Annotated in this window: 25 protein-coding genes; 9 read left to right on the top strand and 16 right to left on the bottom strand. The window is 25.4% G+C overall.

Annotation, left to right across the window (positions count from 1 at the left end; all coding sequences use genetic code 11):
* Nucleotides 1–3 precede the first annotated feature (3 nt).
* From AS160_RS01710 to AS160_RS01725, 4 genes are read right to left on the bottom strand one after another with little or no spacing between them, the layout of a single operon-like run.
* A complete protein-coding gene (locus AS160_RS01710; RefSeq protein WP_165144260.1) occupies nucleotides 4–1,476 on the bottom strand; it encodes a HAMP domain-containing sensor histidine kinase in 1,473 nt (490 codons plus the stop codon).
* Nucleotides 1,477–1,479: 3 nt separating this feature from the next.
* The gene (locus tag AS160_RS01715) at nucleotides 1,480–1,863 is read right to left on the bottom strand and encodes a DUF1667 domain-containing protein (protein WP_206528031.1); all 384 of its coding nucleotides are present in this window, start codon (nucleotides 1,861–1,863) and stop codon (nucleotides 1,480–1,482) included.
* On the bottom strand, nucleotides 1,838–3,058 hold the full coding sequence (locus tag AS160_RS01720; protein ID WP_165144261.1) for an FAD-dependent oxidoreductase: 1,221 nt from the start codon (nucleotides 3,056–3,058) through the stop codon (nucleotides 1,838–1,840). Before AS160_RS01720 ends, AS160_RS01715 begins: the two co-directional genes overlap by 26 nt.
* On the bottom strand, nucleotides 3,055–4,488 hold the full coding sequence (locus tag AS160_RS01725; RefSeq protein ID WP_346774412.1) for an NAD(P)/FAD-dependent oxidoreductase: 1,434 nt from the start codon (nucleotides 4,486–4,488) through the stop codon (nucleotides 3,055–3,057). Before AS160_RS01725 ends, AS160_RS01720 begins: the two co-directional genes overlap by 4 nt.
* A gap of 105 nt (nucleotides 4,489–4,593) precedes the next feature.
* Between AS160_RS01725 and ruvC the strand changes: the two genes are divergently transcribed.
* Genes ruvC through AS160_RS01740 form a run of 3 tightly spaced genes read left to right on the top strand, consistent with a single transcriptional unit; the run spans nucleotide 4,594 to nucleotide 6,833 of the window.
* Nucleotides 4,594–5,070 (top strand): crossover junction endodeoxyribonuclease RuvC, encoded by a 477-nt coding sequence (gene ruvC, locus AS160_RS01730; protein WP_165144263.1) that lies wholly within the window; start codon nucleotides 4,594–4,596, stop codon nucleotides 5,068–5,070.
* Between the two features lie 55 nt (nucleotides 5,071–5,125).
* Nucleotides 5,126–6,151 carry a rod shape-determining protein gene (locus AS160_RS01735; protein WP_165144264.1) on the top strand — a complete coding sequence of 342 codons (1,026 nt, stop codon included), beginning with the start codon at nucleotides 5,126–5,128 and terminating at the stop codon, nucleotides 6,149–6,151.
* A gap of 1 nt (nucleotide 6,152) precedes the next feature.
* Nucleotides 6,153–6,833 (top strand): hypothetical protein, encoded by a 681-nt coding sequence (locus AS160_RS01740; RefSeq protein WP_165144265.1) that lies wholly within the window; start codon nucleotides 6,153–6,155, stop codon nucleotides 6,831–6,833.
* 10 nt (nucleotides 6,834–6,843) lie between these two features.
* On the opposite strand, the gene AS160_RS01745 is transcribed toward AS160_RS01740, so the two are convergent.
* Nucleotides 6,844–6,984 (bottom strand): hypothetical protein, encoded by a 141-nt coding sequence (locus AS160_RS01745; RefSeq protein ID WP_165144266.1) that lies wholly within the window; start codon nucleotides 6,982–6,984, stop codon nucleotides 6,844–6,846.
* A gap of 245 nt (nucleotides 6,985–7,229) precedes the next feature.
* On the opposite strand from AS160_RS01745, the gene AS160_RS01750 reads away from it, so the two are divergent.
* A complete protein-coding gene (locus AS160_RS01750) occupies nucleotides 7,230–8,942 on the top strand; it encodes a penicillin-binding transpeptidase domain-containing protein (protein WP_165144267.1) in 1,713 nt (570 codons plus the stop codon).
* Complete coding sequence (locus tag AS160_RS01755; protein ID WP_165144268.1) at nucleotides 8,942–10,147, top strand: hypothetical protein; 1,206 nt, start codon at nucleotides 8,942–8,944, stop codon at nucleotides 10,145–10,147. Before AS160_RS01750 ends, AS160_RS01755 begins: the two co-directional genes overlap by 1 nt.
* Before the next feature lie 99 nt (nucleotides 10,148–10,246).
* Here the strand turns inward: AS160_RS01755 and AS160_RS01760 are convergent, their stop codons facing one another.
* From AS160_RS01760 to xylF, 7 genes are all read right to left on the bottom strand, one after another.
* Nucleotides 10,247–11,380 (bottom strand): ROK family transcriptional regulator, encoded by a 1,134-nt coding sequence (locus AS160_RS01760; RefSeq protein ID WP_165144269.1) that lies wholly within the window; start codon nucleotides 11,378–11,380, stop codon nucleotides 10,247–10,249.
* A 9-nt stretch (nucleotides 11,381–11,389) separates the two neighbouring features.
* Nucleotides 11,390–12,457 (bottom strand): aminopeptidase P family protein, encoded by a 1,068-nt coding sequence (locus tag AS160_RS01765; protein ID WP_165144270.1) that lies wholly within the window; start codon nucleotides 12,455–12,457, stop codon nucleotides 11,390–11,392.
* A 15-nt stretch (nucleotides 12,458–12,472) separates the two neighbouring features.
* Complete coding sequence (xylB, locus tag AS160_RS01770) at nucleotides 12,473–13,891, bottom strand: xylulokinase (protein WP_206528032.1); 1,419 nt, start codon at nucleotides 13,889–13,891, stop codon at nucleotides 12,473–12,475.
* 11 nt (nucleotides 13,892–13,902) lie between these two features.
* A complete protein-coding gene (gene xylA, locus AS160_RS01775) occupies nucleotides 13,903–15,198 on the bottom strand; it encodes a xylose isomerase (protein ID WP_165144271.1) in 1,296 nt (431 codons plus the stop codon).
* An 11-nt stretch (nucleotides 15,199–15,209) separates the two neighbouring features.
* Entirely contained in the window at nucleotides 15,210–16,337 is a 1,128-nt protein-coding gene (locus AS160_RS01780; RefSeq protein ID WP_165144272.1) for a sugar ABC transporter permease, read from the bottom strand.
* On the bottom strand, nucleotides 16,337–17,848 hold the full coding sequence (locus AS160_RS01785; protein WP_206528033.1) for an ATP-binding cassette domain-containing protein: 1,512 nt from the start codon (nucleotides 17,846–17,848) through the stop codon (nucleotides 16,337–16,339). Before AS160_RS01785 ends, AS160_RS01780 begins: the two co-directional genes overlap by 1 nt.
* Nucleotides 17,849–17,923: 75 nt before the next feature.
* Nucleotides 17,924–18,946, bottom strand: a complete 1,023-nt coding sequence (xylF, locus tag AS160_RS01790; protein WP_165144273.1) for a D-xylose ABC transporter substrate-binding protein — start codon at nucleotides 18,944–18,946, stop codon at nucleotides 17,924–17,926.
* 179 nt (nucleotides 18,947–19,125) lie between these two features.
* On the opposite strand from xylF, the gene AS160_RS01795 reads away from it, so the two are divergent.
* A complete protein-coding gene (locus AS160_RS01795) occupies nucleotides 19,126–19,761 on the top strand; it encodes an HAD family hydrolase (RefSeq protein ID WP_165144274.1) in 636 nt (211 codons plus the stop codon).
* A gap of 8 nt (nucleotides 19,762–19,769) precedes the next feature.
* Here the strand turns inward: AS160_RS01795 and AS160_RS01800 are convergent, their stop codons facing one another.
* From AS160_RS01800 to AS160_RS01815, 4 genes are read right to left on the bottom strand one after another with little or no spacing between them, the layout of a single operon-like run.
* Entirely contained in the window at nucleotides 19,770–20,087 is a 318-nt protein-coding gene (locus AS160_RS01800) for a hypothetical protein (RefSeq protein WP_165144275.1), read from the bottom strand.
* A 9-nt stretch (nucleotides 20,088–20,096) separates the two neighbouring features.
* Nucleotides 20,097–20,555 carry a 23S rRNA (pseudouridine(1915)-N(3))-methyltransferase RlmH gene (locus tag AS160_RS01805; RefSeq protein WP_165144276.1) on the bottom strand — a complete coding sequence of 153 codons (459 nt, stop codon included), beginning with the start codon at nucleotides 20,553–20,555 and terminating at the stop codon, nucleotides 20,097–20,099.
* Nucleotides 20,556–20,564: 9 nt separating this feature from the next.
* On the bottom strand, nucleotides 20,565–21,677 hold the full coding sequence (locus AS160_RS01810; RefSeq protein WP_165144277.1) for an FtsW/RodA/SpoVE family cell cycle protein: 1,113 nt from the start codon (nucleotides 21,675–21,677) through the stop codon (nucleotides 20,565–20,567).
* A complete protein-coding gene (locus AS160_RS01815) occupies nucleotides 21,674–23,701 on the bottom strand; it encodes an HD-GYP domain-containing protein (RefSeq protein ID WP_165144278.1) in 2,028 nt (675 codons plus the stop codon). Before AS160_RS01815 ends, AS160_RS01810 begins: the two co-directional genes overlap by 4 nt.
* Nucleotides 23,702–24,139: 438 nt before the next feature.
* Here AS160_RS01815 and AS160_RS01820 point away from each other — a divergent pair, with 438 nt between their 5' ends.
* From AS160_RS01820 to AS160_RS01830, 3 genes are read left to right on the top strand one after another with little or no spacing between them, the layout of a single operon-like run.
* Nucleotides 24,140–24,895: a DUF2520 domain-containing protein gene (locus AS160_RS01820; protein ID WP_165144279.1), complete on the top strand. Its 756-nt coding sequence runs from the start codon at nucleotides 24,140–24,142 to the stop codon at nucleotides 24,893–24,895.
* Nucleotides 24,861–25,667, top strand: coding sequence for a 3-methyl-2-oxobutanoate hydroxymethyltransferase (panB, locus tag AS160_RS01825; protein ID WP_165144280.1), 807 nt, complete (start codon nucleotides 24,861–24,863; stop codon nucleotides 25,665–25,667). Before AS160_RS01820 ends, panB begins: the two co-directional genes overlap by 35 nt.
* Before the next feature lie 14 nt (nucleotides 25,668–25,681).
* Nucleotides 25,682–26,404 (top strand): biotin--[acetyl-CoA-carboxylase] ligase, encoded by a 723-nt coding sequence (locus AS160_RS01830; protein WP_277601263.1) that lies wholly within the window; start codon nucleotides 25,682–25,684, stop codon nucleotides 26,402–26,404.
* Nucleotides 26,405–26,406: the final 2 nt, after the last annotated feature.

Genomic DNA, 26,406 nt, shown 5'->3' on the forward strand with positions numbered 1-26,406 from the left:
TTTTCACTTTCCCTTTTTAAATTCTATATAAAATCTAGTTCCCTTATTTTCCACACTTTTTAACCATATCTTTCCGCCTTGAATTTCAACTAATTCTTTTACTACAGATAATCCAATTCCAGTACCAGAAATTTCATATGTTAAAGATGAATCTACTCTATAGAATTTATCAAAAACTTTATCTTGATGTTCCTTAGGAATGCCAATTCCATTATCTTCTACTAAAATTAATATTTTATCTTCTTCATTTTTAAGTGTTATTTTTATAAATTTCATTTCTTTTCTTTTATCAGAATATTTAATAGAATTATCTAATAAATTAGACAATATTTGTTTTACTCTTGTTCTATCTAAATTAACAATTATATTTTCTTTTGGTAAAACCTTATAAATTTTAATATCATTTGATTCTGCTTTACTTTTATTTGCATAATATACTTCTTCTATTAATTCGTTTATAGAAAACTCTTCCTTTTTTATATTTACACTTTTCATTTCCAATTTTGAAAAATCCAAAATTTCATCTAATATATTTTGTAAATGATCCGCTTCATTTAAAATAGTTGTCATAAAATCTTTTAATGTATCTGTATCCAATATTTCTAAACTATCGATTATAGATTCAGAATATGCCTTTATTGCAGCTAATGGTGTTCTTAATTCATGAGATACGGTGGATAAAAACTCTGTTTTCATTTGATCTATTTTCTTTAATCTTTCTAATTCTTTTGTACCTGTAATATCTGAAATTATTACTAAATAATTTTCATCTGTATTTTTCAAAAAGTCTATAGACAAATAATTATCTTTAATTTCATATTCACGTGTCAGTTTTTCACCAATAATTTCTAAGTTTATCAATTCACTTTTTATAAATTCAATCAAATTATTTCCATATTTTTCTTCAAATTTCTCAAACTTTGAGTTAAAAAATATTTTATTATACCCCTTATCGTATACAACTAATCCGCTTATCATTGAATTTAATATTTGATTTAAAAAATTCCTATTATTTTCTACTATTTCATTTGTTTTTAATATCTCTTCATACAACTCTAAGTTTTCTATTATTGCTGCTGTTAAAAAACTCATAACATTTAAAAATAACATTATTTCATTTGAAATTTCTTCTTCAGACGTTATTCCTATATACAATAATAATAACTTTTGAGATTTAGAAAAAGGTATTATTAATGCATGCTCCCCATTTTCTAAAGAAAACACAGATATCTTCAAAGATTTAGCTGCCCAAGCAGCTAAATCTTTGATTTCATCTGTTATATTACTGTTTTCATTTAATAAAATATATTCTTCACCTTTAGGTTTTAAAAAATACTCATAAGTTATAGGTATCAATTTTCCAACTATTGAATTAATAGCTTCTTCAATTTGAGTTAAACTGCTTAAAGAACTTAACTCCATTACTAAATCTGATATTTTAGAATATGTTTCTATAATAGCATTTTTTGGATCCATGTTTCACAACCTTTCAATACTCCTGGTTACAATTAAATTAACCCCGGTATTTAAAAAGTTTTCTATTATTATATCGCCCATTTTTACAGGTGCTTCTACCTCTAATTTTTCAATAATACTCATAGCTTCTTCAAATAATCTCAACGGTATAGCCTCGGATGTTTTAACAGATGCTAAAGGATATTTTCCATTCTTTACTTTTATGCTGGTAACTAATATTCTATGCGGATCGCTTATTTCTTGAATTGCATATTCTCTACCTCTAGGACATTTATTTCCAGAAACATCAATAACTTCTAATTCATCTGTATACTCAATTTTAACTTTACATCCTAATGGACATCTTACACAAGTTAATTCTTTAACCAAGTTTTGAGATGAGCTCATCTGCCATCACCTCTATTTCATCTATATTTTCATCAAATGGTTTTAATTTAATTACAACCATTTCTGGAGGCCTTGCTTCATTTTCTATAACTTCTACACCCAATGGTTCTACTTTTATACTTGCCCTATCAAATACCTTTGATACCCTTATATACAAAGTACTTTCTTGTGTTGGATCTATATATGATGGATGTAATATTCCTATATTTTCACCTTTTCTTACTTTTACTTTTTTCCCTTTAGAATATTCACCTTTTGCATATAATGCTGCATATTTACCAGCTTTTTCTCCTTCTTTAGCAACATAATCTACTAAATCAAATATTACTGTACAATTACCTGCAGCAAAAATCCAATCTTCACTGGTTTGATTAGTATTTGAAACTATAAAACCAGGATCTGCTTCTAAAAAATCTGCAGGTTTAATTTGAGGAATTAATCCAACAGAAGTAATTAATGTATCGACTTCAAATTCTTTTTCAGTGCCAGGAATTGGATCCCATTTATAATCAACTTCCGCAGCAATAACCTTTTGAAGTCTTCTATCTCCTTCAACAGCTATTACTGTATGTGATAAGTATAACGGAATACCAAAATCCTTCAAACATTGTTGAACATTCCTTTCCAATCCACCAGGATATGGCATTATTTCCAAAACCGCTTCAACTTTTATACCTTCTAAAGTTAATCTTCTTGCCATTATTAGACCTATATCTCCTGATCCTAAAATAACAGCCTTACTTCCTGGTTTTAAATTTTCTAAATTAATAAACCTTTGAGCAAGTCCAGCTGTAAATATACCAGTAATTCTTTTTCCAGGAACTGGTAATGAATTTAAATGTCTTTCTCTAGCTCCAGTTGCCATCACTAAAGCCTTGGTTTGTATTTCATGAATTCCTCTTTTATCAACAAATATTATTGTTTTGTCTTTTCTAATTTCCAAAACATATGTTCCAAACAATATATCTATATCTTTAAGTCTTTCTTTAGCAAATTCTTTAAACTCTGGTCCTGTTAAATCCTTTTTAAAATATTGTAATCCAAAACCATTGTGAATACATTGATTTAATACTCCGCCAGTATCTTCATCTCTTTCTAATAATATTACTTTTGCACCATTCTCCCTTGCACTATATGCTGCAGCCATACCAGCTGCTCCACCACCTATTACTACAACATCTGTATTATACTTCATATTCTCACCTTCGCATTAACAATCCAACTTCCATCTTCATTTTGATTTATTTCTCTTGGATCTCTACCTGTATGTTCAGCTAATATCTTTAATATTTTAGCTGTACAAAATCCACCTTGACATTCTCCAAATGAAGCTCTTGTCATAAATTTGATATCATCAAGTGTTCTAGCTCCATTATTAATAGCATCAATTATTTCCTTTTTAGTCACCTTATTACAATGGCAAATCATCTCTCCGGCATTTGGATCTTTTTGTATAATATTATTCCATTCGTTTCTATCTATATGAACTAAATGTGGTGTTCTTTCTATATTAGATATATAATTTTCTCTTAAATAAAGGTTTATACCTAATTTTTCTTGTATCAAATATTCTACTACATATTTTGCTATAGCTGGTGCCGCCGTTAATCCTGGTGATCTTATACCAGATACATGTATTGCCCCACTTTTTCCAACATTTATATAAAAATCCTTTTTCTCAGTTTCTGGTCTTAATCCAGCAAAAGTTTTTACTAAATGTCTTCTAAAATTAAGATTCGGAACTAATTTCATTCCTTTTTCTCTTATTTCATTTAATCCTTCTCTTGTAGTAGCAGTGTCATATTTTGATAAGACTCTATTTGCATTTGGTCCTACCAAAAAACCACCATCTACAGTTGGTAAAACCAAACATCCTTTAGAAATTCCAGTTGGCACTGGAAATATTGTTGAATTAACGTAATTATAATCCTTTGAAAGTAAAAAATACTCTCCTTTTACTGGAAAAATTTCTGGTACTTCATCTCCAAATAATCTTGCAACTTCATCGGCAAATAATCCAGCAGCATTAATAACTAAATCTGCAAAATATTCAGATTTATCTTGGAATTTTAATAAGAATTTTCCATTTTTCTTTTCAACTTCTACTAACCTTTTTTTTATTAATGTTCTTCCGCCATTAACCCTAACTGATTTAGCAGCTTGTATAGCAACAATCCAAGGATCAAAAATCCCTGCAATTTCACAAAATAATGATCTTTTGGCTTTTGGATTTATATTCTTTTCCATTTCTAATAACTCTAATTTTTCTACTATTCTAACTTCTTTAACGCCATTTTGTTCCGCTTTTTTTAATAAATTATATATATAATTTGTTTCTTCATCTTCTATGGCTACAACATGAGATCCAACCCTTTTTAAATCAAAATGTAATTCTTCTTGAAGTTTAGTATATAATTGATTACCCTTGTAACATAATTGCGCCCTTAAACTTCCCGGAGGATCATCGTATCCCCCATGTAAGATAGCTGAATTTGATTTTGTTACAGCCATACCAAAATTGGTTTTTGCCTCAAAAAGCCATACATCTTCAACATACCTATTCAATTCTCTTGCAATTAAGGTACCAACAATTCCCCCTCCAATTATTGCAATCAAAAGTCTCACTCCCCCCACACATAAAAATATCGTTTTAACTATATTTTAATTATATCACAAAACATAAATTCATATGATATAATAAAATATATTATTTGAATGAGGTGTTAGATTATGAGGATTCTAGGAATTGATCCGGGGTATGGTAGAATAGGATATGGAATTATTGATAAAACAGGAAATAATTTTAAATTAATTGATTTTGGTGTAATTGAAACAGATAAAAAAGCGGATTTAAATTCAAGATTGGTAGAAATTTATGATAAAATGAATGAGTTAATTTCTAATTATACACCTGATGAATCTGCAGTTGAAAGTTTGTTCTTTTTTAAAAATGTTAAAACAGCTATTGAAGTTGGAGAAGCTCGAGGTGTTATTTTATTATCTTTACAAAAGGCTAACATTCCAATATTTGAATATACTCCTTACCAAGTAAAACAATCAATTACAGGTTATGGAAGAGCAGAGAAAGGACAAATTCAAAGAATGTTAAAGGTTGTTTTTAATTTAAAAAAGAACCCGACACCAGATGATGCTGCAGATGCATTAGCAATTGCTTTTTGTCATGGGAATTATAGAAAAATTGTATAAAATATTAACTATTTTATGATATAATTTTTTAAAATTATAATCAGGAGGATTTGAAATGAAAAAAAGTTTTGGTAAAGCAAATATCGGTATTGATCTAGGAACTGCTAACACTTTAGTATATGTAAAAGGAAAAGGTATAGTTGTAAATGAACCTTCTGTTATTGCAATTGAAAAAGATACAAAAGAAATATTAACAGTAGGTAAAGAAGCAAAAAAAATGATTGGAAAAACACCTGCAAATATTATTGCAATTAGACCTTTAAAAGATGGTGTTATTGCTGATTATAATACTTCTTTAGCTATGCTAAAGTATTTTATTAATGCTGCTGTTGGATCCTTTACTTTCTTTAAACCAACTGTTGTTGTTGGTGTTCCAACTGATGCTACTGAGGTTGAAAGACATGCTTTGTATAAGGCGGCATTAGATGCTGGAGCGGGTAAAGCATTTTTAATAGAAGAGTCTATGGCTACTGCAATTGGTATTGGACTAAATGTAGAGGAAGCATCAGGAAATATGGTTGTTGATATTGGTGGGGGTACTACAGAAATATCTGTAATTTCATTAGGTAATTTAGTTGTATCTAAATCTATTCGTATTGCTGGTGATGAATTAGATGAATCAATAATAAATTATGTTAAAGATAAAACAGGATTATTAATTGGCGAAAGAACAGCTGAAAAGATAAAGAAAAAGATTGGTAATACTTGGCCTAATGAAGAATATGATAACGAAGAAATAGAAATAATTGGTAGAGATATTTTATCAGGCCTTCCAAAAAATATTATTTTAAAAGGATATGAAATAAGAGAAGCTATTAACAATCCTGTGTCAAAAATTGTTGAACAAATTAAATTAACAGTGGAAGAAACTCCACCTGAATTATTAACAGATATTGTTATGAAAGGTATATATTTAGCTGGTGGCGGAGCATTATTAAGAGGATTAAAAGAATTAATTGAACATGAAACTAAAATAAAGGTTATTGTTGCAGAGGATCCTTTAACTGCAGTAGCTAGAGGTGCTGGTATGGTTTTAGATAAAGTGAAAATATTAGAAAACTTAGCAAAATTACAAAAGTAATATGTTTAAAAAAGGTATTTTTTATATTTTAATACTCTTGTTTATATCTATAATTTCTACATTATATCCAAATATTAACAATATAATATCCAGAGTAAATTATCCTCTGGATATTGTTTTTTCGGATATTAGAAATAATTATTTGCTTTTAACAAAAAATAATAACTTTTTGAAAGACCTTGAAAAACAAATATCAAATAATACTATAACCTTTGAAATTAAAAATGAAAATTACGAATTAAATATTTCATTAATACCAGGGATAATAATAAACGAAGATATAAAATATTATTATGTTAAAAGTGATAATAATGTAAAAACAGGAGAGATTGCTTTCACAAATGAAGGTATATTATTAGGATTTGTAGAAAATACTTTTAAGAAAAATAAGATTGTGAGAAAATTAGGTTGGGGAAATAATGAATTATACGGAAATTATAATGGATATGAATTTTTAATAAAAGAAAGTGGAAATGGATATATTATAATTGAAATTCCTGAAGGCTTTTCTATATTTCAAAATAATGAAAATGTTAATATATTAATTTCAAACTCTAATTGGTTTAAAAAAAATATCATTTTAAAGGGAACCGTTTATATTAAGGGAAATAATTTATACTATTTTGAACCTTATAAAAATGATAATACAATTGTTTTTTTTAGTGAATTTGGGGTGAAATAATGAATTATATTTATATTTTAATCATAACTTTAATTTCTACTTCATGGGATAGATGGATGGGAGATGTATTATTTTTTTCATTTCCAATAGCTTTTCTTATTGTCCAATATATATTTAAAGATAAATTATATCTTTTTGCTTTTTTATACACTTTAATATACTTCGCATCAAAATTTGATATTGGTCTTATGTCTATAATTCTTTTTATATTAATTATATTTTCACATCACATTTTTGAATTTTTAGAAAAAAGTTATTATAGGAGTTTGTTTAGCTCTATTATACCCCTATTATTTTTGTGTATTTTAAACAAAGTACTCTTTAATTATATTTTATTTATTTCTTTAATATTATTATCTATTGCCCATTTTGTAATAATTGGAAGGATTGACAAAAATGAAAGAATCAAGATTTAAATTATTGGTGTATTTATTTATTACCGCTTTTATTATTTTAATTTCAAGAGCCTTTTATTTGCAAATTATTAATCATTCTAAATATGTTAAAGAAGTTGAAGAATTAAGTACAAAAATTATAACTTTAAATCCAATTCGTGGAAATATATATGATAAAAATGGTGTATTATTAGCTTGGAATGAAAAAGTATATATTATAGAAAATTATAATGATAGTTTTTCTGAAAAAGATGTTGAAATTTTAAAAAAGGTTTTTTCAACAATTTCCGATTCACCTGAAACATATATAGATAGACTGCTTTTTCAAAAAAGAATAGTTATTAAATTAACTCCTGCAAGTATTAAACAATTATCTGAAATAAAAGGTATTAAATTTTCTGAAAAATATATAAGAAAATATATAGATAATACTATATATCCAATAATAGGATATGTTAATTCTGAAGGTGTTCCTCAATATGGTATCGAAAAATATTATAATGATATTTTAGAAGGAAAACCTGGCTATCAAATTGTCAAAATAACACCTAGCGGTAGAATAGATAAAATATTGGAAACTGTTGAACCTATTAAGGGAAAGGATATTTATTTAACTATTGACTATGAACTTCAAAAATATATATATAGCGAATTAGAAAAAACTAAAAAATCAAGCTCTGTAATAATTTCTAATCCAAATAATGGTGAAATTTTAGCTTTAGTAAGTTATCCATCTGTTGAATCTAATTTATTTTCTTCTGGCCTTTCTATACAAGAATGGAAAAAAATAATATACGATACAAAGCAACCATTAATAAATAAAGCTATATCAGCTACATATGCACCAGGTTCAGTTATAAAACCATTTTTCGCTTTAGTTGGATTAGAAGAAGGTTTTTCTCCTGAAGCTACTATTAATTGTGATGGTAAATTTGAGTTGGAAAATTCAAAAGGTGATGTAATTGCCGAGTATTATGATTGGAACATATTCGGGCATGGAGTTACTGACTTAGTAAAATCATTAAGAGTGTCTTGTAATTTATATTACTATAATCTTGGTTTAAAACTTGGAATTGATACATTGAATGCATATGCTAAATCATTTAAATTAGCTGAAAAAACAGATATAGATTTAACTGGTGAAATAAGTTCAGTGTTTCCAAGCAGAGAATGGAAAAAAGAAAAATTTGGATTAGAATGGTATATTGGAGAAACTATTTTAACTTCCATAGGTCAGGGATATATGGAATTTACTCCTATTAACGTATTAAAATTATATAATATACTTTCAACAAAAGGTATGTATTATAAATTTCATGTTTTAAAAAATTATATAAATAATATTTCGGAAGAAAATATACCTTATGAAAAAAAATTAGTATATAATTTTAATATAAACCAAGTTTATTATTATAATATATTAAAGGGATTAATTGAAGTTACAACATATCCTGGAAACAGTTCTGATGGAGGAACTGCTTATCATGTATTTAAAAATTTTCCAGAATTAGTTGCAGGGAAAACTGGTACAGCTGAAGTTACTGGAGGAAAGGCGCCTCATGCATGGTTCGCAGGATTTATGCCAGCTAATAATCCTGAAGTATCAATAGTTACATTTATCGAAAATGGTGGTTATGGTTCTGATGTTGCTGCACCTATTGCCAAAAAAGCCTTAGAAAAATATTTAGAGTTAAAAGCCAAAGGGGGTATATAATGAAAAAAACTTTTGTATTAATTGTTTTATTAATTTTTTCATTTTCATTTGCAAATGATTTATCAAATGATTTATTTATTTTTAAGAATATTGGAATTCTAAGTTTAGAGTATCCTTGGACAGATGAATTGAATTTAAATCTAAAATCAGATGAAAATATTATATTTGTTGAGAATGCTGATTATTATACAGTGAATTTAGGTAGTTTAGAAAATATTAAGTATAAAATTGTTGGAAATTATGAAGATTTAAAAGAAACTCTTAGCAATTATATAGTCACAATAAGTTCAAATCCATTAATTTTAAGGGATTCATTAAATCCAACATATATATATTTTTATAATAATTTTTTAGGTCTTTGGTGTAAAACAGAATCAGATTATTTAAAAGAAATTTTAAATAATAAAGTTTTCTACGCTAAAAATATTAAAGGTTTAGTACAAATTTCTAAACCAATTTCTTGGGATTTATTTTATAACTTAAAAGAAAATGGAGACTTATTCGTTACATATAACATTAATGGTGTTTTAGACGAAAAATATAATGTATATTTAATAGATGAAATTATTAATGAAATACATGTTCAAGAAAGAACTTTAAAATCAATGTCTATAAACGCTGACTATATTCCAGAAATTATTAATGAATCTGCTGTTATCAAATTTGGGGAAATAACTCCATTTAATGGTGTTTATTCTAAGGTAATAAAATTAGGAACAATAAAAAAATACGAGGATATTAATTATTTAAATATTAATTTTTATTCATCTTCCTTTGAAAACAGATATTTATCAATAATTAGAGAATTTGAAAATACAAAAGATAATGGATTAGGAATACCTATTATTAATGGTAAATTATACTTATTTACTAAAAAAGATAATAAAGAGTTTATTAATAAAGTTTCAAATTTACCAAAAACAAATATTAATTCAAAGGTAGAAATTAACCTGGGGCAATCGTGGAATTCAACTGCTGATTTAAATATTTTAAGAGATAATAGAACAAATGAATTTGTTGATAGAACTTTTGATATTAATATTAACTCATCTGAAAAAACAAAAATTGTTATTTCAGGTCAAGCTATGAAATTATTATCAATTAAAGGAAATTATTTAAGCAAAATAGAAAATTCTGATAAAATTACAATTTATGTTCAAGGAAAACAAAAATTAGAAGTAAATATTAGAAGTACTATAAAATAATAAATGGATAACAAAGCCCCATCAAAAATTAATAAATGATGGGGCTTTTGTATAAGTAAAATAAATTTTAATTATTTCTTATTTATAGTTGAAATCTCATTATATTTTTTCAATAAATTTATTAATTGAAAATATTCCAGCACCTACTAAATTTGAACTTATATTTTTAAATATTGTAGGCCTTATAATTGTATTTTTTAATGCTACTTTTAATATTTTTTTCTTTGTTTCATTAATTAACTCTTCATAAAAATATTTGGGCATATCATTTAATTCTCCACCTATTATTATTACTTCAGGGTTTAATGAATTTATAATATTAGCAATCCCTATAGAATTATTCCTTGCTAAATCTAATAATATTTCTTTTGCATCTGTTTTATTTTTTAAATTATTAAATTTTTCTATGGCATCTTTTCCATTTAAAATACCATTATAATTTTTTAATGCATAATTTATTGATCCATATAATTCCCAACACCCTGTATTTGAGCAATGACACTTTTCTTTTGAATTGAATTCTATTATAGTATGACCAAATTCCCCGCCATTATATGTAAATCCTCTATATAATTCATTATTTATTATCAATCCTGTTCCAATTCCTTCCCTTATTTCAATAAAAACTATATTTCTTTTATTTTTTAGATCTTCGGCATGATATTTTTCTGCCATTACAGATAAATTAGCTTCATTATCAGATAATATTGGTACATCAACATTTAAGTAACTTCCTATATTTACATTTTCCCATTCTAAATTTGGAGCTAATAAAATTATATTTTCTTCTACATTTACCAATCCTGGAACTGAAAAAGAAATTGTATCTATTTTTTCTTTTTTATTATATTTTTCATATAATTTTTGTATCCTCTTAAAAAAAACCTCTGGTTTTTTTGAAGTTAAAAATTTTTCTTTTACATCAACTTTTCCATTAAAATATCCTATTCCAACAACTGTTTCATTAACACCAATATCTACTACAAATGCTTTAAATGCATTTTTATTAATATCTAATAATATTTCTTTTCTACCTGGAGTTTTCTTGTCTCCAGTTCCAACTTCATATATATAATTTTTTTCTATTAATTCACGTGTCAATCTTGTTATACTACTTGGCCTTAATTCAGTAAGATGAACTAATTCATTTCTAGAAATAGGGCTATTAATATGTAAAATTCTTAAAATATTTTTCATATTCAGTTTTTTAATTTCTTCTGAATTATATTTCATAATCTCACCTCAATCTAATATCATAACTCCAGGTCTATATATTACATTATTATCTATATTAAATTTTAATTTTGGCCACATACTATTTTCATTCCAAGATATAAATTCTATTTTTTCATTATTTAAAATAAATGTATCTTCAGACTTTGTTCCTGTTATAGTTGGGTTCCAACAAAATGCCATTTTATCTTTTATTATTATTTCATTATTTGGTAATGCTAATGATTCTCTTGTATTATATCCAATTATCCCTCCTTGATGATGCATATAAAATTCTTTTTCATATCCTAATTTAGTATATAATTCTTTTATTTTTTTAAACATATATGACATTGTTTTTCCAGGTTTTGTTTCATTTATAATCATAGCTTCTAATTTAGCATTTAACTCATGTTGTTTTATATAATCTATATCGTTAGAAAAAGAAAAAGCTCTTGTTAAAGATATTATAGGTCCTCCATTAGTAGTACAAATAGAAACAAAACCTTTATCTCCTATTTTTATTCTTCTTGGTAAATTATGCCTATATTCTTTTCTTGAATTATCAGAAAATACTAATATAACATATGATGTAAAACCTTCTTTTTGTAAATCTCTGTATACATTGCCAGCAACTTCTAACTCTGTCATCTTTGGTGTAATATTAAGTAATGTTGATTCAAAAATTTCCATTACTGTTTTTCCATCATTTTTATATCTTTCTATATCCTCAAATTCCATTCTTATTAATTTTATCTGTTCTTCTATATTATTTCCAATATTTATATCTGTTCCTAATTTATCCAATGATACTATATCTTTTACAATGTCAATATCTTTTTCATACCACATATGAGAAATTATTTTTAGTTCAAAATCTTTTGTTATTTCTTCGTTTATTAATCTCTTTTCTTCTATATTATTGGTTATAAAATAAATATCATTTTTAGTTATTAATAATGAACCACTCGCTTTTTCATTTGATATTGAAATCCATCCTCTACCATTAAAAATCCATGAAAAGTTTATATTGTTTTTAAGCCATATTCCTTCTAATCCTTCTTCTCTTAGTAATTCTCTAATTTTTTTGATTTTCAAAAAGCTCACCGCCTTTTATTTAAATAGATCTTTATTTGCTTTATACAGTTTTTTATACTTTTCATATATTTTATCATAATTAATTTTATTTTCTTTCTTATAGGTAATTTTATTATTATATTTTATCCATTTTTTTGCAATTTCTTTTAAATCCTTTTTATAATATCCAGAATACGCTAGCATTGCCGCCCCATATGCAGCACCTTCATTTATCTTAGGTTTTATTAAATTATGGCCTGTAATATCTGCTAAAATATTCATCCATTCTATACTATTAGTACCTCCACCTGTTATAGTTATATCACCTATTTTTTGATCTAAACCTTTTATTAATTCCAATGAGTCTCTTAATCCAAAAGAAACACCTTCATATATAGCTCTTAATACATCCCATTTGGAATTAAATGTTGATAGTCCAAAAATAATACCTTTTGCATATGGATCATTATGTGGTGTTCTTTCACCATTTAAATATGGTAACACTATTACCCCATTTGAACCAGGTGAAACTTTAGAAATATTTTTATTTATTTCTTTAAAATCTTCTATTATAAAATTTTCTCTAAACCAATTAAATGTATTTGTAGCTGATAACATTACTCCCATATAATATTTTATTCCAGGAACAACATGTTCAAACAAATGAATTCTTTTGTCATGATTACCATTTTTTATTGGTTTTAAAACTGTTCCAGAAGTTCCTATACTTATCATTGTCTCTTCTTCTATTACACCTATCCCTAGTGCAGAACAAGCATTATCCGCACCACCTGCAACTACAACAGTTTCATCGTATTTTACAGTACTGATAATTTCATTAGAATTTATTATTTTAGGTAAAATTTTTTCATTAATATCAAATACCTCTAATACTTCATTGCTCCAATTTCTTTCTTTTATTGAATAAATTGCTGTTCCTGATGCATCAGAAAAATCTGTGCTATGTACACCTGTCAATTTATAATTTATATAATCTTTAGGAAGCATTATCTTATCAATATTTTTATATATTTCAAAATTATTATTTTTTAACCATAGTAATTTTGGTAATGTAAATCCTGTTAGAATTGGATTACCTAATATTTCTAAAACTTTATCTTCTCCTCCTAATTTTTCATTAGCGTATTCTACCTCTTTAAAAGTTCTTTGATCACTCCATAATATTGAATTATATAATGGAGTATCATTTTTATCTAATACTACTAAACTATGCATTTGACCGCTTGTTGATATTGCATTTATTTTATATTTTTTTGTTACTTCTTCTAAAATGCTTTCTGTATTTTCCCACCATTCTTCCGGATTCTGTTCAATCCATCCTGGTTTTTTAGATATTATATTTAAATTTCTATAAAATGTGTCCAAAACTTCTCCATTTTCATTTACAACTAAAGCTTTTATTCCTGTTGTTCCTATATCAAGTCCAAGAAACATATTTATTCCCCCTAAAACATATGCATGTTTATTATTAGTTCTAATAACTCCTGTTTTAAAGATTCTACTTTTTCAACCTTTTTATCCATTATATATTCTGATAATTTTTCTAAATTAGTTTCTCCATTTAATATTTCTTTACCAAGATCATTATTAAATTTTTCATATCTTTTTTCCACCATTTCATCAATTATAGGCATTAATTTATTTGCAATTCTCAATCCTAATGCAAAGGCATCTATTCCACTAATATGACCATAAAATAAATCTAATAAATCAGTAGATGCTCTTCTAACTTTTGCATCAAAATTAAAACCTACATCAACACCATTATTTTTTAACACTTCATACATTGCAAATGTTGTCTCATATACATTTGTTGGAAATTGATCTGTATCCCAACCTAGTAATAAATCACCTCTATTAGCATCTATACTACCTAATTTGTTATTTAACCTTGCATATCTTAATTCATGAGAAAATGTATGACCTGCTAATGTTGCATGATTAGCTTCTATATTTAATTTATAATCATTATCTAATCCATACTTTTTCAAAAACGCTATTACGCTTAAAGAATCATAATCATATTGATGTTTTGTTGGTTCTTTAGGTTTTGGCTCAATTAATAATACACCATTAAACCCTATCTTATTTTTATAATCAGAAACCATCTTTAAAAAATTAGCAAAATTTTTTTCTTCTAATTCTGAATTAGTTAAAAGTAAATTATCATAGCCTTCTCTTCCACCCCATAATACATATCCTAAACCATTTAATTCATTTGTAATTTCTAATGCTTTTTTTACTTGGGCAGCTGCATATGCATACACTTCAGGATTTGGCGATGTTGCGGCTCCTTGTGCATATCTTGGATGAGAAAATAAATTTGCAGTTCCCCATAATAATTTAACTTTTGATGATTTCATATTTTCTTTTATTTTATCAACAACTTTATCTAAATTTTTATATGACTCTCTAATTGTTTCTCCTTCTGGAGCTATATCTACATCATGAAATGTAAAATATTCTAAACCAAGCTTTTCACAAAATTCAAACATAGCATCCACCTTTGCATATGCAGAATCAAGTGGATCACTTAAGTCCCATGGTCTATTCATTGTAGGAGATCCAAAAGGATCCATCCCTTTATTATTTAATGTATGCCAATATGCAACTGAAAATTTAAACCAATCCTTCATTTTTTTTCCCTTTATCTCTTCTTCAGGATCATAATATCTATAACTTAATGGATTTTGAGATTTTTCACCTTCATATTTTATTTTATCTATATTTTTAAAAAACATATTATTACCTCCTAATCATTTTTTTTGCTTTCTATATCAAACCAAACTGCAAAAATTAATACTAATCCTTTTATAATTGATTGCCAAAACATTGGAACATTCATTAAACTCATACCATTATCCAAACTTGCCATTACTATAGCTCCAATAACTGCACCAAAAGCATTTCCTATTCCTCCCATTAAACTTGTTCCACCTATTACACAAGCTGCTATTGCATCAAGTTCTGCTCCTTGTCCCGAAGCTACTGATGCAGCATCTAATCTCGCAGTCAAAAATATACCAGCTAATGCTGCCATTATCCCATTTATGATAAAAACTATAAAAGTTATTTTTTTTACATTAATACCTGCTACTATTGCTGCTTCTTTATTACCTCCTGATGCGTATATATATCTACCAAATACTGTATAATTTGATACATATAGAAATAAAATTAATAACAATATCATTACTAAAAAGAATATAGGAATTCCTCTATAACTATTTAATATATATACAAATGCAAATATAAGAGATATATATATTACTAATTTAATAAATTCATATTTAAATGGTAATTTTGTCATATTATATTTTACTTTTTTCTTCCATTCTCTAAATTCAAACAATGTAAATATAATTGCTGCAATAATTCCTAAAATATATCCTATTTTTTTATCTATATATCCCTTTCCTAAAACCTCATAAAAATTACTTAATGGCCCTATAGTCGTACCTTTTGTTATACCAACTAAAATACCTCTAAAAATTAGCATCCCTCCAAGAGTAACAATAAATGCTGGAATTTTTCTGTTTGCTGTCCAAAAACCATTCCATATACCCACCAAAGCTCCCAATAAAATAACAATTATAAAAGATAATATAGGATTTAATCCTTTCCATACATCTAATATGGCTAATAATCCTCCACTAAGACCCACTACAGATCCTACTGATAAATCTATCTCACCTAAAACTATAACCCAAACCATGCCTATTGCTAATAAGGATATAAATATTGATTGTCTAAATAAATTTGATAAATTTCTTGGATTTAAAAAAAAGCCTTCAGTTAAAATTCCAAATATTATCCATATAGATATTAATGCAATTACCATCATATATTCTTTTAATTTTAAATTTTTTAATTTATTCATTAAAACACCCCCACTGCATAATTCATTATTTCTTCTTGAGTTATATCCTTTTTGGTATTATCAAACTCAGCAACTAAGTTTCCTTCATGCATTACTAAAATTCTATCGCTTATTCCTAGAATTTCTGGGAGTTCTGAAGAAACCATAATTATTGATAATCCATCAGCTGTTATTTCATTCATTAATTCATATATTTCTGATTTTGCCCCAATATCAATTCCTCTAGTTGGTTCATCAATTATTATTATTTTAGGATAAATCATAATATTTCTAGCTAACAATGCTTTTTGTTGATTTCCACCGCTAAGAGTAGTTATTTTTGATTCTGAACTACTTGTTTTTACCTTTAATTTTTCTATTTTTTCCTTTACTAATTGCAACTCTTTATATTTATCTACATAAAGTTTATTCCTTAGATATAGTAAAGAAATATTTTCTCTAACTGTTAAGTTCGGAATAATTCCATAAGTTTTTCTTTCTTCTGTTAATAATGATATTCCGTTTTTTAAACTATCTTCAGGTGTTTTTATATTTAATTTCCTATCTTCTAAAAATATTTCGCCATTATATTTTCCTTTATATGAACCATAAATACTGTTTACTAATTCACTTCTTCCAGCACCAACTAATCCAAAAATTCCTAATATTTCACTTTTTCTTAAATAAAAACTTATATTATTAACTATTTTTTTCCCAAGTTTATTATATACATTAAAACTTTTTACTTCGAAAATAATTTTTTCTTCTGGCTTTATTTTTCTTATTGGATACATATATTTTATATCTCTTCCTACCATTAATTTGATTATTTTATCCTCATTATAATTTTCTTTAATATCTGTATTAATCAAGTTTCCATCTCTAAAGACACTTATAGTATCTGCTAATTCAAAAATCTCTTCAAGCTTATGAGAAATATATATAAATGATAATCCTTGTTGTTTTAACTCTCTAATTATATTGAATAAAATTTCAGTTTCTTTTCTTGATAATGATGATGTTGGTTCATCTAAAATTAATATTTTTGGATTTTGAACTAACGTTTTAGCAATTTCTAATAATTGTTTTTCTCCTGCACCTAATTCTTTTACTTTAATTATGGGTTCAATATGAGACAATCCTACCTTTTTCAACCATTTTTTAGCTTCTAAATTTAAGTAATTCCAATTAATATAATTTTTGTTAATATTATTAAAATCTATAAACAAATTTTCAGTTACTGATAATTCATCAAACAATGATAATTCCTGATGAACAACAGAAATACCTTCTTTTTCAGAATCCTTTGTTGAATAAAATTTTTTTAACTTTCCTTCTAAATACAATTCTCCATTATAAGTACCATATGGATATATTCCGCATAATATTTTTACTAGAGTAGATTTTCCAGCTCCATTTTCTCCAACTATTGCATGTAATTCATTTTTTTTTATTTTTAAATTTATATTATTTAATGCTTTTACACCAGGAAATTCTTTAGATATATTTTTAGTTTCTAATATATAATTCAAATATATCCCTCCTAGATTTGTATTTTATATGTATAGGGATGTTTTCATCCCTATACATCTTTATTTGATTTATTATTATTTGATTTCTGGCCATTCATTTTTAGGTACATTTTTATAAACATCTTCCAATTTATGAAAACCATCTTTTATTATTGTATCTACTAAATTTGATTTATCAACAGGAATAGGTTCTAAGAAAAATGTTGGAACTTCTTTAACTCCATTGTTAACATATCCATTTGTTATTACTTTAATTTTATTAGCAGCTGATATAGCCATAAGTGCTGCTTGAGTTGCAAGGCTATCTATTGGTTTATATACTGTCATTGTTTGAAGTCCTTCTACAATTCTTTGACATGCAGCTAAATCTGCATCTTGTCCAGATACTAACACTTTACCTGCTAATCCTTGTTCTTTTAAAGCCTCAATTGCTCCACCAGCTGTACTATCATTAGAAGCTACTATAGCATCAATATTATTTCTTGTTGCTGTTAATGCATTTTCAATTATTTTTAATGCTTCTTGTGGAAGCCAATCTTTTGCCCATTGATCACCAACAATTTTTATTTTTCCGCTATCTATATATGGTTTTAATATTTTCATTTGACCTTCTCTAAATAAATATGCATTATTATCTGTAGGTGAACCTCCTAATAAGAAATAATTTCCTTCAGGTTTTTTTTCAACTAAATATTTTGCTTGATATTCACCAACTTTTATAGGATCAAATGTGACATAATAATCTACTTCACAATTCATTAATAATCTGTCATATGCAATAACAGGAATTCCATTTTCATGTGCTTCTTTTACTATACTTCCCATTACTTTACCATTGTGAGGTAAAATAACTAATACATCTACACCTTGAGCTATCATATTTTCTGCTTGTGAAAGTTGTAATGTATCATCTCCATTAGCAGATTGAACAATTACCTTTGCACCTAATTTCTTTGCAACTGATACAAAAATATCTCTATCTTTTTGCCATCTTTCAAGTCTTAAATTGTCCATGGATAATCCTATGACAATATCTTTTGAAATACCTATAATCACTAAACCAACTAATAAAATAACTAAAAAAGATAACCTTTTCATGACTCTTCCCTCCCATATGATTTTTTAATTTTAATTAATTCCTTCCTGGAATTAATTAATTCTGTGTATAGTATAATATTTTTTACATTAATATAAAAATCCCGTATAATTTATTTAAGATTAATTATCTATAATTTTTGGCAATTATATTAAAAAATTATGAATTTTCGGAGGTAATTATGAATATTGTATTTGATTTAGACGGAACACTTGTAAAAACAGAAAACATTGCATTGCCCGCTATTAGAAATGTTTTAAAAGATTTAAATTATGATCCAAATATTCCAAATTCTGAAATATTTAAATATATAGGTTATACCATAGATGATATTTTTGAAGGTCTTTTAAAAACTAATGATAATAAAATAATATTAAAAGCTATTGATCTGCTTGATAAATATGAAATAGAAATAATTAAAAATACTGATATAAATAATATTTTTTTTGATGGTACATTTGAAGTTTTAAAAGAATTAAAAAAAGAACATAAATTATATATACTTTCAAATTGCAATATAAAATATTTAAATGCATTATTAGAAAAAGGATTAAACAAATATATTGATTCTCCTCATTGTGCAGAAATGTATAATTGGAAAGAAAAAGATTATGTTTTAAAATTAATATCAAATAATAATAAGGATTTTATTATGGTTGGAGACAGGCATAAAGATATAGAAGCTGCTAAATATAATGGTTTTCTCTCTGTAGGTTGTGCATATGGTTTTGGTTTAGAGGAAGTAAAAGATGCTGATTATATTATAAATGATATTAAAGAATTGCTTTCTATTACAAAAAAAATAAGCCAGGATTAATTTCCTGGCTATTTTTCTCTAACTTCAAATATAATTTCTAATCTTAATGAATTGTCTCTAAAATCTGGAGCTTTTTGCTTCCAAGATTCTAATTTTGTTTTTGTCTCATCTACATATTCTTCATAACATAATTCACAGCTTCCAGAACGATAAAATTTGATAAATCTAATTCTACTATCCTCTTCTACTAAACCGAATGATGAATCTTCATCTTCAAGTATAACCTTGCTTATAATCTCTAAAGATTTTTCATCCTTTATTTCTTCTTGGAAAAATTTATTCACTTCTTCATAATTCTTAAATTTTTTAAATAACCTTTTATGCATAAATACCTCCTAATAGTGATATTTTTCGTTATTATTTATTTTAAATGCTCTATATAATTGTTCTAATAATAATAAAACCGCCATTTCATGTGTAAATGTCATTTTAGATATAGATAATAAATAATCTGCATTGTTTTTTATATCTTCATGATGACCTAACGGACCGCCTATAAAAAAGGAAATATTCTTTTTACCTATTCTCCATGTTTCTATTTTTTTAGCAAAGTCTATAGAAGATAATTCTTTTCCTTTTTCATCTAAAACTACTTTAAAAACATCTGGTAAAAAATATTTATCAAATTTTTCCTTATCTTGTTTTTTATATTCTTCTGGTTTATTTAAATCATTAGACAGAGGTAATTCTATTAATTCTACTCTGTCATATTTACTACTCCATTTTAAATATTGTTCTATTCCCATTTTTATAAACTTTGTTTTTGGTTTTCCTATTACAAATATTTTAATCATAATATCATCCTATTCATTATCTAAATAATTTTCTTCATTATATGTTTCAGTTGTAGCTATTCCCTTTGTTACCAATCCTAATAACATAGAAAAGGTTATTATCTGACTTCCTCCATATGAAATTAATGGAAGCGGAACTCCTGTTATTGGCATAATTCCTAAATTCATACCAATATTTTCATATACATGAAAAAATATTATTGCAATTGCACCAAAATATATATATTTCCAAAATTTTCTCTGTGTTTTGTTTGCATATATATAAATTCTATATATTAATATAGCATATAGTGATATAACTAATAATATACCAAAAAATCCCAGTTCTTCTCCAATAACCGAAATTATAAAATCATTGTGATCTTCAGGAACAAAATTAGAAAGATTCATAAATCCATTTAAATATCCTTTTCCAAATAAACCTCCAGAACCGATAGCTCTTGTTGCCTGTAACATGTTATAGGCAACACCTGCTGCATTTTTTTCTGGAAATAAAAAACCTATAATTCTAGCTCTTTGATAATCTTTCATAAAATAAAAAGCAAATGGTGATGAAAATACCATTAAAAATAATGCTGTTTTCCATGTTTTTTCATGTTGGCCTGATACATATGTTAATAAAAACCATAATCCAAATGTAAACAATGTCATTCCCAAATCAGGTTGTTTAAAAATAAGTCCTAGTCCTAATAATGTTATAAAAGATAGTAAATAATATGCTTTTTTATTTCTCTCTGATAGATATTTCGCAAATATAATAAGAGTAAATATTAAAAATAAATGTGATGGTTGTATTCCAATTGGTCCTAACCTAATCCACCTTCTAGCTCCATATCTTGCCCTTTCAAAAAATAAAACATATATAAGCAAAAAAAAGGTTATTCCATATAAATATGGAATAATATTTTTTATAACTCTTTCCTTTAAAAAATATACAAAAAAATATGAAATAATGCCTAATATTGAAAATATTATTTGCTTATAATAATTCTCTTCAATGGATTCATTATATGTTGCTGTCCTTACCATTAATATTCCTATTATAAGCAATGAAAAATATATTAATGGAATTATTATCTCAAATTTACGGATTCTTTCAAATGGTTCAACTTTTATTTTCACAAATATTTCCTCCTAAGAAATTCTACAAAATTTACTGAAAATTCTGGATCAAATTGTGTTCCAGCATTTTTTTCTATATCTTCAATTATATCTTCTATAGACTTTGCTTTTTTATATGGTCTTATTGTTATCATTGCATCAAAACTATCTGCTAAGGTAATAATACGAGAAATATATGGTATTTCTTCCTTTGATAATTTGTCAGGATAACCTTTTCCATCCCATCTTTCATGATGATGTCTAACTATCTTTGAATATTCAGATAGATATGGATTACTTGCCAATAATTCATAACTTTTTATTGGATGTTGTTTTATTAATTCATATTCTTCATCATTTAATCTTCCAGGCTTATTTAATATAGTTTGTGGTATAAAAAATTTCCCTATATCATGAGTAATTCCAGCCCAATAAGCCTTTTTTATTTCTGATTTACTCATTCCTAAAAATTCACAAAATTCAGAAACTATGTCAGCAACCCTTTCAGAATGACCTCTTGTATATTTATCATAATATTCTAACGCTTTTATTAAAGCTAATATAATATTCTTATGTAATTGACCTTCTGTTTTTGATGATCTTTTTAATCTAATAAATATAGAAGATATCATAGTATATGTATCCAATATTTTTATAGATTCATCGCTAAAAGATATATCTTCTTTAGAATCTAATGAGATTTGACCAATTACATAATCATTTAATTTTAAAGGAGATAATATACTTCTTTTAAATGGCTTACTAGCTTGCTTTATTTTATTAAATTCTTCTTCTGAAAAGATTAATTTATCTTTTTCTATAATATTATCAATTTCCATTGTTTTATCAACATATACAAATGTTTTTTCATCAAAATTAATATCTTTTAATATATTATAATCATGTCCATATGCAGATATATACTTCCATTTCCCTTCATCTCTAAGAATTATACTCCCATAATCAGCATTTGGAATTAATTCAATTATTTTTTTTAATATTTCATCAAAAAATGTTTTTTCATCAGCATCTTTTAAAACTAAATCTGAAACAATATTAAAAAATGTATCAAAATTTTTTATACTATTTTCTAATTCATTTGTTGTTTCAATTAATTGTTCATTAGATGCTTGTAATTCCTCATATGCCAAATCTTTTTCATTTATTACTTTCTTTAATTTGTCTATTAATATATTATATGAATCTTTTAATTTATTTATTTCTTCAATTTTAAAATTCAATTCTACTTCTATATTATTATTATCAATAACATTATTTGAAAATTTTTCTACTTCATCTATTATATCTTTTTTTAATTCTACATAAATACTTCTATTTAATATTCTATATATTATATAGCTTAATGAAAACATGATTATTAATAAAATTAAGTATAGAAATAAATCATTTCTATAACTTAAAACATAATAATAATCTTCATTATAAAAATCAAAATATTTTCTTACACTAAGTATATTATTAATATTTTTTTCTATTTTTTCTTTTTTAGATAATACTATATTAACTTCATCTAATAAATAATCTTTTTTAAAGTACATTAATAAAAAACCACCAAATATATTTTCATCTAAAACAATATAATTATATGGAACTATGAAAATTATATAATCTGAAAAATTATAATACGATACTTCTTTTTTCAAATTTTCTATATTTTCTTTAATATATTTTATAATTTCTAAATTTAAAAAATTATCTGGATAAGATACATTTATTTCATTTGATGTTGGCTTGTAATCTATTATTTTTACAACAAGCTTATTTTCATCAACTATATTTTTGATTACTTCAAAATCATTTACTGAATATGAATATATTTTTGATATTAATTTAGAGTTATATAAAATCCTCGTCTTTTGATTTTTTAAAATAGCATTAATTTTATGATATTGTGTATTTACAATATCTCTTAAATTTAGATAATAGTCTATTGTTATAATTATTGTTGTAATTAAAAAGATAATTATTATTGTTAAAAATAATGATTTTTTTATAAATTTATTTACATACTCATTCAACCTCATATTATTCACCTATTAAATTATGATTTCTATATTTTTCCTTCTTTTATCCAAGATTCCCGTTGAATTTTTCTTAAGCGCAAAAGTATTTAATTATTCTTTTTCATGTAATTTTAATATTACTAATCCTGTTAAAAATTTATATACTTTTTTCTGTTATATGTATACCACCTAATAAATATCCATATCATTTAATCCATTAAATCAGGAAAGGATAAATATAAATGTCTACTTTTTCAGTAACTTTACTATATTTATATCAATGCCTTTTATCTATATCTTCAAAATATGCCCGTGCTATTCCAAATATTCCAAAAATATTTAATTGTATTAAGAAAAATAAAATACTAGAAATATTATTTTTTTTCATATATTCTTCCAATAATTTATTTGTAGTATAATAAATTATATCATAACAAAATTTAAAAACGGAGTGTGTATATGAAATTTAATATTATAGGTCCTGGAAAAGTAGGAAAAAGTTTATATAAATGCTTTTTAGAAAAAAATTATGATGTAGTTTTAGTAGATAAAAATTATAATTATAACAATATACTTGAAGGTATTGTTATAATTACTTCTCAAGATGAAAATATTATTCCTATTTGGAATAATTTAAAAAAATATGATATATCAAATATCATAGCAATAGGACATTGTAGTGGATATTTAGATTCTTCTTTTTTTGAAGGGATACCTCATTTTTCAATTCATCCAAATTTTCCTTTCTCTTCTATTATAGATTGTGAAAAAATAAAGGGAATTACATGGGGAATTGAAGGAGATGAAAAAGGGATTGAATTTGCAAAAAAAATTATTTCTATTTTAAATGGTAAATATGTTATAATACCACAAAATAAAAAGAAATTATATCATTTAGCCGCTGTTATTACATCTAATTTTTCATATGGATTAATAAAAATGGCTAAAGATATATATAATGAATTAGATATTGATAATATTGATCATTTAATAGATTTAAGCATTAAATCATTAAATAATATTAAAGAAAAAGGACTTAAAAATGCTTTAACTGGACCTGTTTCAAGAAATGATTTAAAAACAATTGAAGATGAAGGATTAGTATTTAAAAAATTTTTTGGTAATCAAGATGTATACGATTTTTTTATTAACATCCTCTACCAAATTAAGGAGGGAGAATATGAGCATAAAAAAAATATTGAAGATGAAAAATAAAGAAAAAATTGCAATGATTACTGCTTATGATTATATAAGTGCAAAAATTGCAGAGGCTGCTGGAATAGATTTAATTTTAGTTGGTGATTCTGCATCAAATGTTATGCTTGGTAATGATGACACAGTAAAAATTGGTATGGATGAAATGTTGATATTTATAAAAGCGGTAAAAAAAGGAGCTCCTAATACTTTTGTAGTAGGAGATATGCCTTTTTTGAGTTATCAAGTTTCAGAAGCCGAGGCAATTAAAAATGCCGGGCTCATATTAAAAGCTGGTGCTGATGCTGTTAAACTAGAAGGTGGAAAGCATATTGCTCCTTTAATTAGCAAAATGGTGAGTTATGGTATTCCAGTTATGGGACATATTGGTTTTACTCCACAATCTTATAAACAAATTGGTATATCTTCTAAAGGAAAATCAAAATCTGAAGAAGATTTATTAATTGAAAGCGCTATTTCATTAGAAGAAGCAGGTGCATTTTCTATTGTTTTAGAAATGGTTACAGAACCCGTGGCTAAAAAAATTACAGAATCATTATCAATCCCTACTATAGGTATAGGTTCTGGAAGATTTTGTGATGGACAAGTGTTAGTATGGCATGATTTTCTTGGTTTAAATAAAGATTTTGAACCAAAGTTTTTAAAAAGATATTTAAATGGCTTTGATTTGTTTAAAGAATCTATTGAAAACTATTCAAAAGAGGTTAAAAACGGTATATTCCCAGCTATTGAAAATGTTTTTAACCCTATTGAAGGTAGTGATCAAAAATAATAGGTGATAAAATAATATATTTTGATACTATAGACTCAACAAATAAATTTCTAAAAGAAAATTGGAAGGAATTGCCTTCTGAAAGTGTTGTTTGGGCATCAAAACAAATTGGGGGATATGGAAGAATGAAAAGGGAATGGGTATCCCCTCGAGGTGGATTATGGTTCTCTGTCTTATTTAAACCAAAAAATAGACCTATGAATCCTTGGCATTATGTAAGACTTTATACCATGGCTGTTAAAGATGTTTTAAAAAAATACAAACTTGATACTATTATTAAATGGCCAAATGATTTATTAGTAAATAATAAAAAAATTTGCGGTATATTAGGAGAAGGAATTTATACTGGAAAAACATTTGCTGCTATTATTGTAGGTGTAGGTTTAAATGTAAATAACCGTATTCCAGAAGAATTAAAGAATATTGCTACTAGTTATATAGAGGAAAAGAATAAAGAATTAAATTTAGAAAGATTATTAAAACAAATAAACTCTACAGCATATTATAATTATTATATTAAATATTTTAAAAATAATACAATTTCCATTTTCACAAAAAAATGGATAAGTAATCTTAACATAAGAAACGGAGATTTTATAAAAATCATCTCTCAAAATGATGAAAAACGTGGTAAAATTGTTTCAATACATGGAGACTATTTAGAAATTATGTTTGAAAATGGAATAATAGAAAATGTTTATGCTGGTGAGGTTTCTTTAAGAAAGGAGAGTGAATAATC

The sequence above is a fragment of the Marinitoga sp. 38H-ov genome, assembly GCF_011057715.1.
GTDB lineage: Bacteria > Thermotogota > Thermotogae > Petrotogales > Petrotogaceae > Marinitoga.

What these genes read in the sequence shown, in the direction of transcription:
- AS160_RS01710 (WP_165144260.1), bottom strand. Translation starts at nt 1,476, where the DNA reads ATGGATCCAAAAAATGCTATTATAGAAACATATTCTAAAATATCAGAT.
- AS160_RS01715 (WP_206528031.1), bottom strand. Translation starts at nt 1,863, where the DNA reads ATGAGCTCATCTCAAAACTTGGTTAAAGAATTAACTTGTGTAAGATGT.
- AS160_RS01720 (WP_165144261.1), bottom strand. Translation starts at nt 3,058, where the DNA reads ATGAAGTATAATACAGATGTTGTAGTAATAGGTGGTGGAGCAGCTGGT.
- ruvC (WP_165144263.1), top strand. Translation starts at nt 4,594, where the DNA reads ATGAGGATTCTAGGAATTGATCCGGGGTATGGTAGAATAGGATATGGA.
- AS160_RS01735 (WP_165144264.1), top strand. Translation starts at nt 5,126, where the DNA reads ATGAAAAAAAGTTTTGGTAAAGCAAATATCGGTATTGATCTAGGAACT.
- AS160_RS01740 (WP_165144265.1), top strand. Translation starts at nt 6,153, where the DNA reads ATGTTTAAAAAAGGTATTTTTTATATTTTAATACTCTTGTTTATATCT.
- AS160_RS01750 (WP_165144267.1), top strand. Translation starts at nt 7,230, where the DNA reads ATGAAAGAATCAAGATTTAAATTATTGGTGTATTTATTTATTACCGCT.
- AS160_RS01755 (WP_165144268.1), top strand. Translation starts at nt 8,942, where the DNA reads ATGAAAAAAACTTTTGTATTAATTGTTTTATTAATTTTTTCATTTTCA.
- AS160_RS01760 (WP_165144269.1), bottom strand. Translation starts at nt 11,380, where the DNA reads ATGAAATATAATTCAGAAGAAATTAAAAAACTGAATATGAAAAATATT.
- xylB (WP_206528032.1), bottom strand. Translation starts at nt 13,891, where the DNA reads ATGTTTCTTGGACTTGATATAGGAACAACAGGAATAAAAGCTTTAGTT.
- xylA (WP_165144271.1), bottom strand. Translation starts at nt 15,198, where the DNA reads ATGTTTTTTAAAAATATAGATAAAATAAAATATGAAGGTGAAAAATCT.
- AS160_RS01780 (WP_165144272.1), bottom strand. Translation starts at nt 16,337, where the DNA reads ATGAATAAATTAAAAAATTTAAAATTAAAAGAATATATGATGGTAATT.
- xylF (WP_165144273.1), bottom strand. Translation starts at nt 18,946, where the DNA reads ATGAAAAGGTTATCTTTTTTAGTTATTTTATTAGTTGGTTTAGTGATT.
- AS160_RS01795 (WP_165144274.1), top strand. Translation starts at nt 19,126, where the DNA reads ATGAATATTGTATTTGATTTAGACGGAACACTTGTAAAAACAGAAAAC.
- AS160_RS01800 (WP_165144275.1), bottom strand. Translation starts at nt 20,087, where the DNA reads ATGCATAAAAGGTTATTTAAAAAATTTAAGAATTATGAAGAAGTGAAT.
- AS160_RS01805 (WP_165144276.1), bottom strand. Translation starts at nt 20,555, where the DNA reads ATGATTAAAATATTTGTAATAGGAAAACCAAAAACAAAGTTTATAAAA.
- AS160_RS01815 (WP_165144278.1), bottom strand. Translation starts at nt 23,701, where the DNA reads ATGAGGTTGAATGAGTATGTAAATAAATTTATAAAAAAATCATTATTT.
- AS160_RS01820 (WP_165144279.1), top strand. Translation starts at nt 24,140, where the DNA reads ATGAAATTTAATATTATAGGTCCTGGAAAAGTAGGAAAAAGTTTATAT.
- panB (WP_165144280.1), top strand. Translation starts at nt 24,861, where the DNA reads ATGAGCATAAAAAAAATATTGAAGATGAAAAATAAAGAAAAAATTGCA.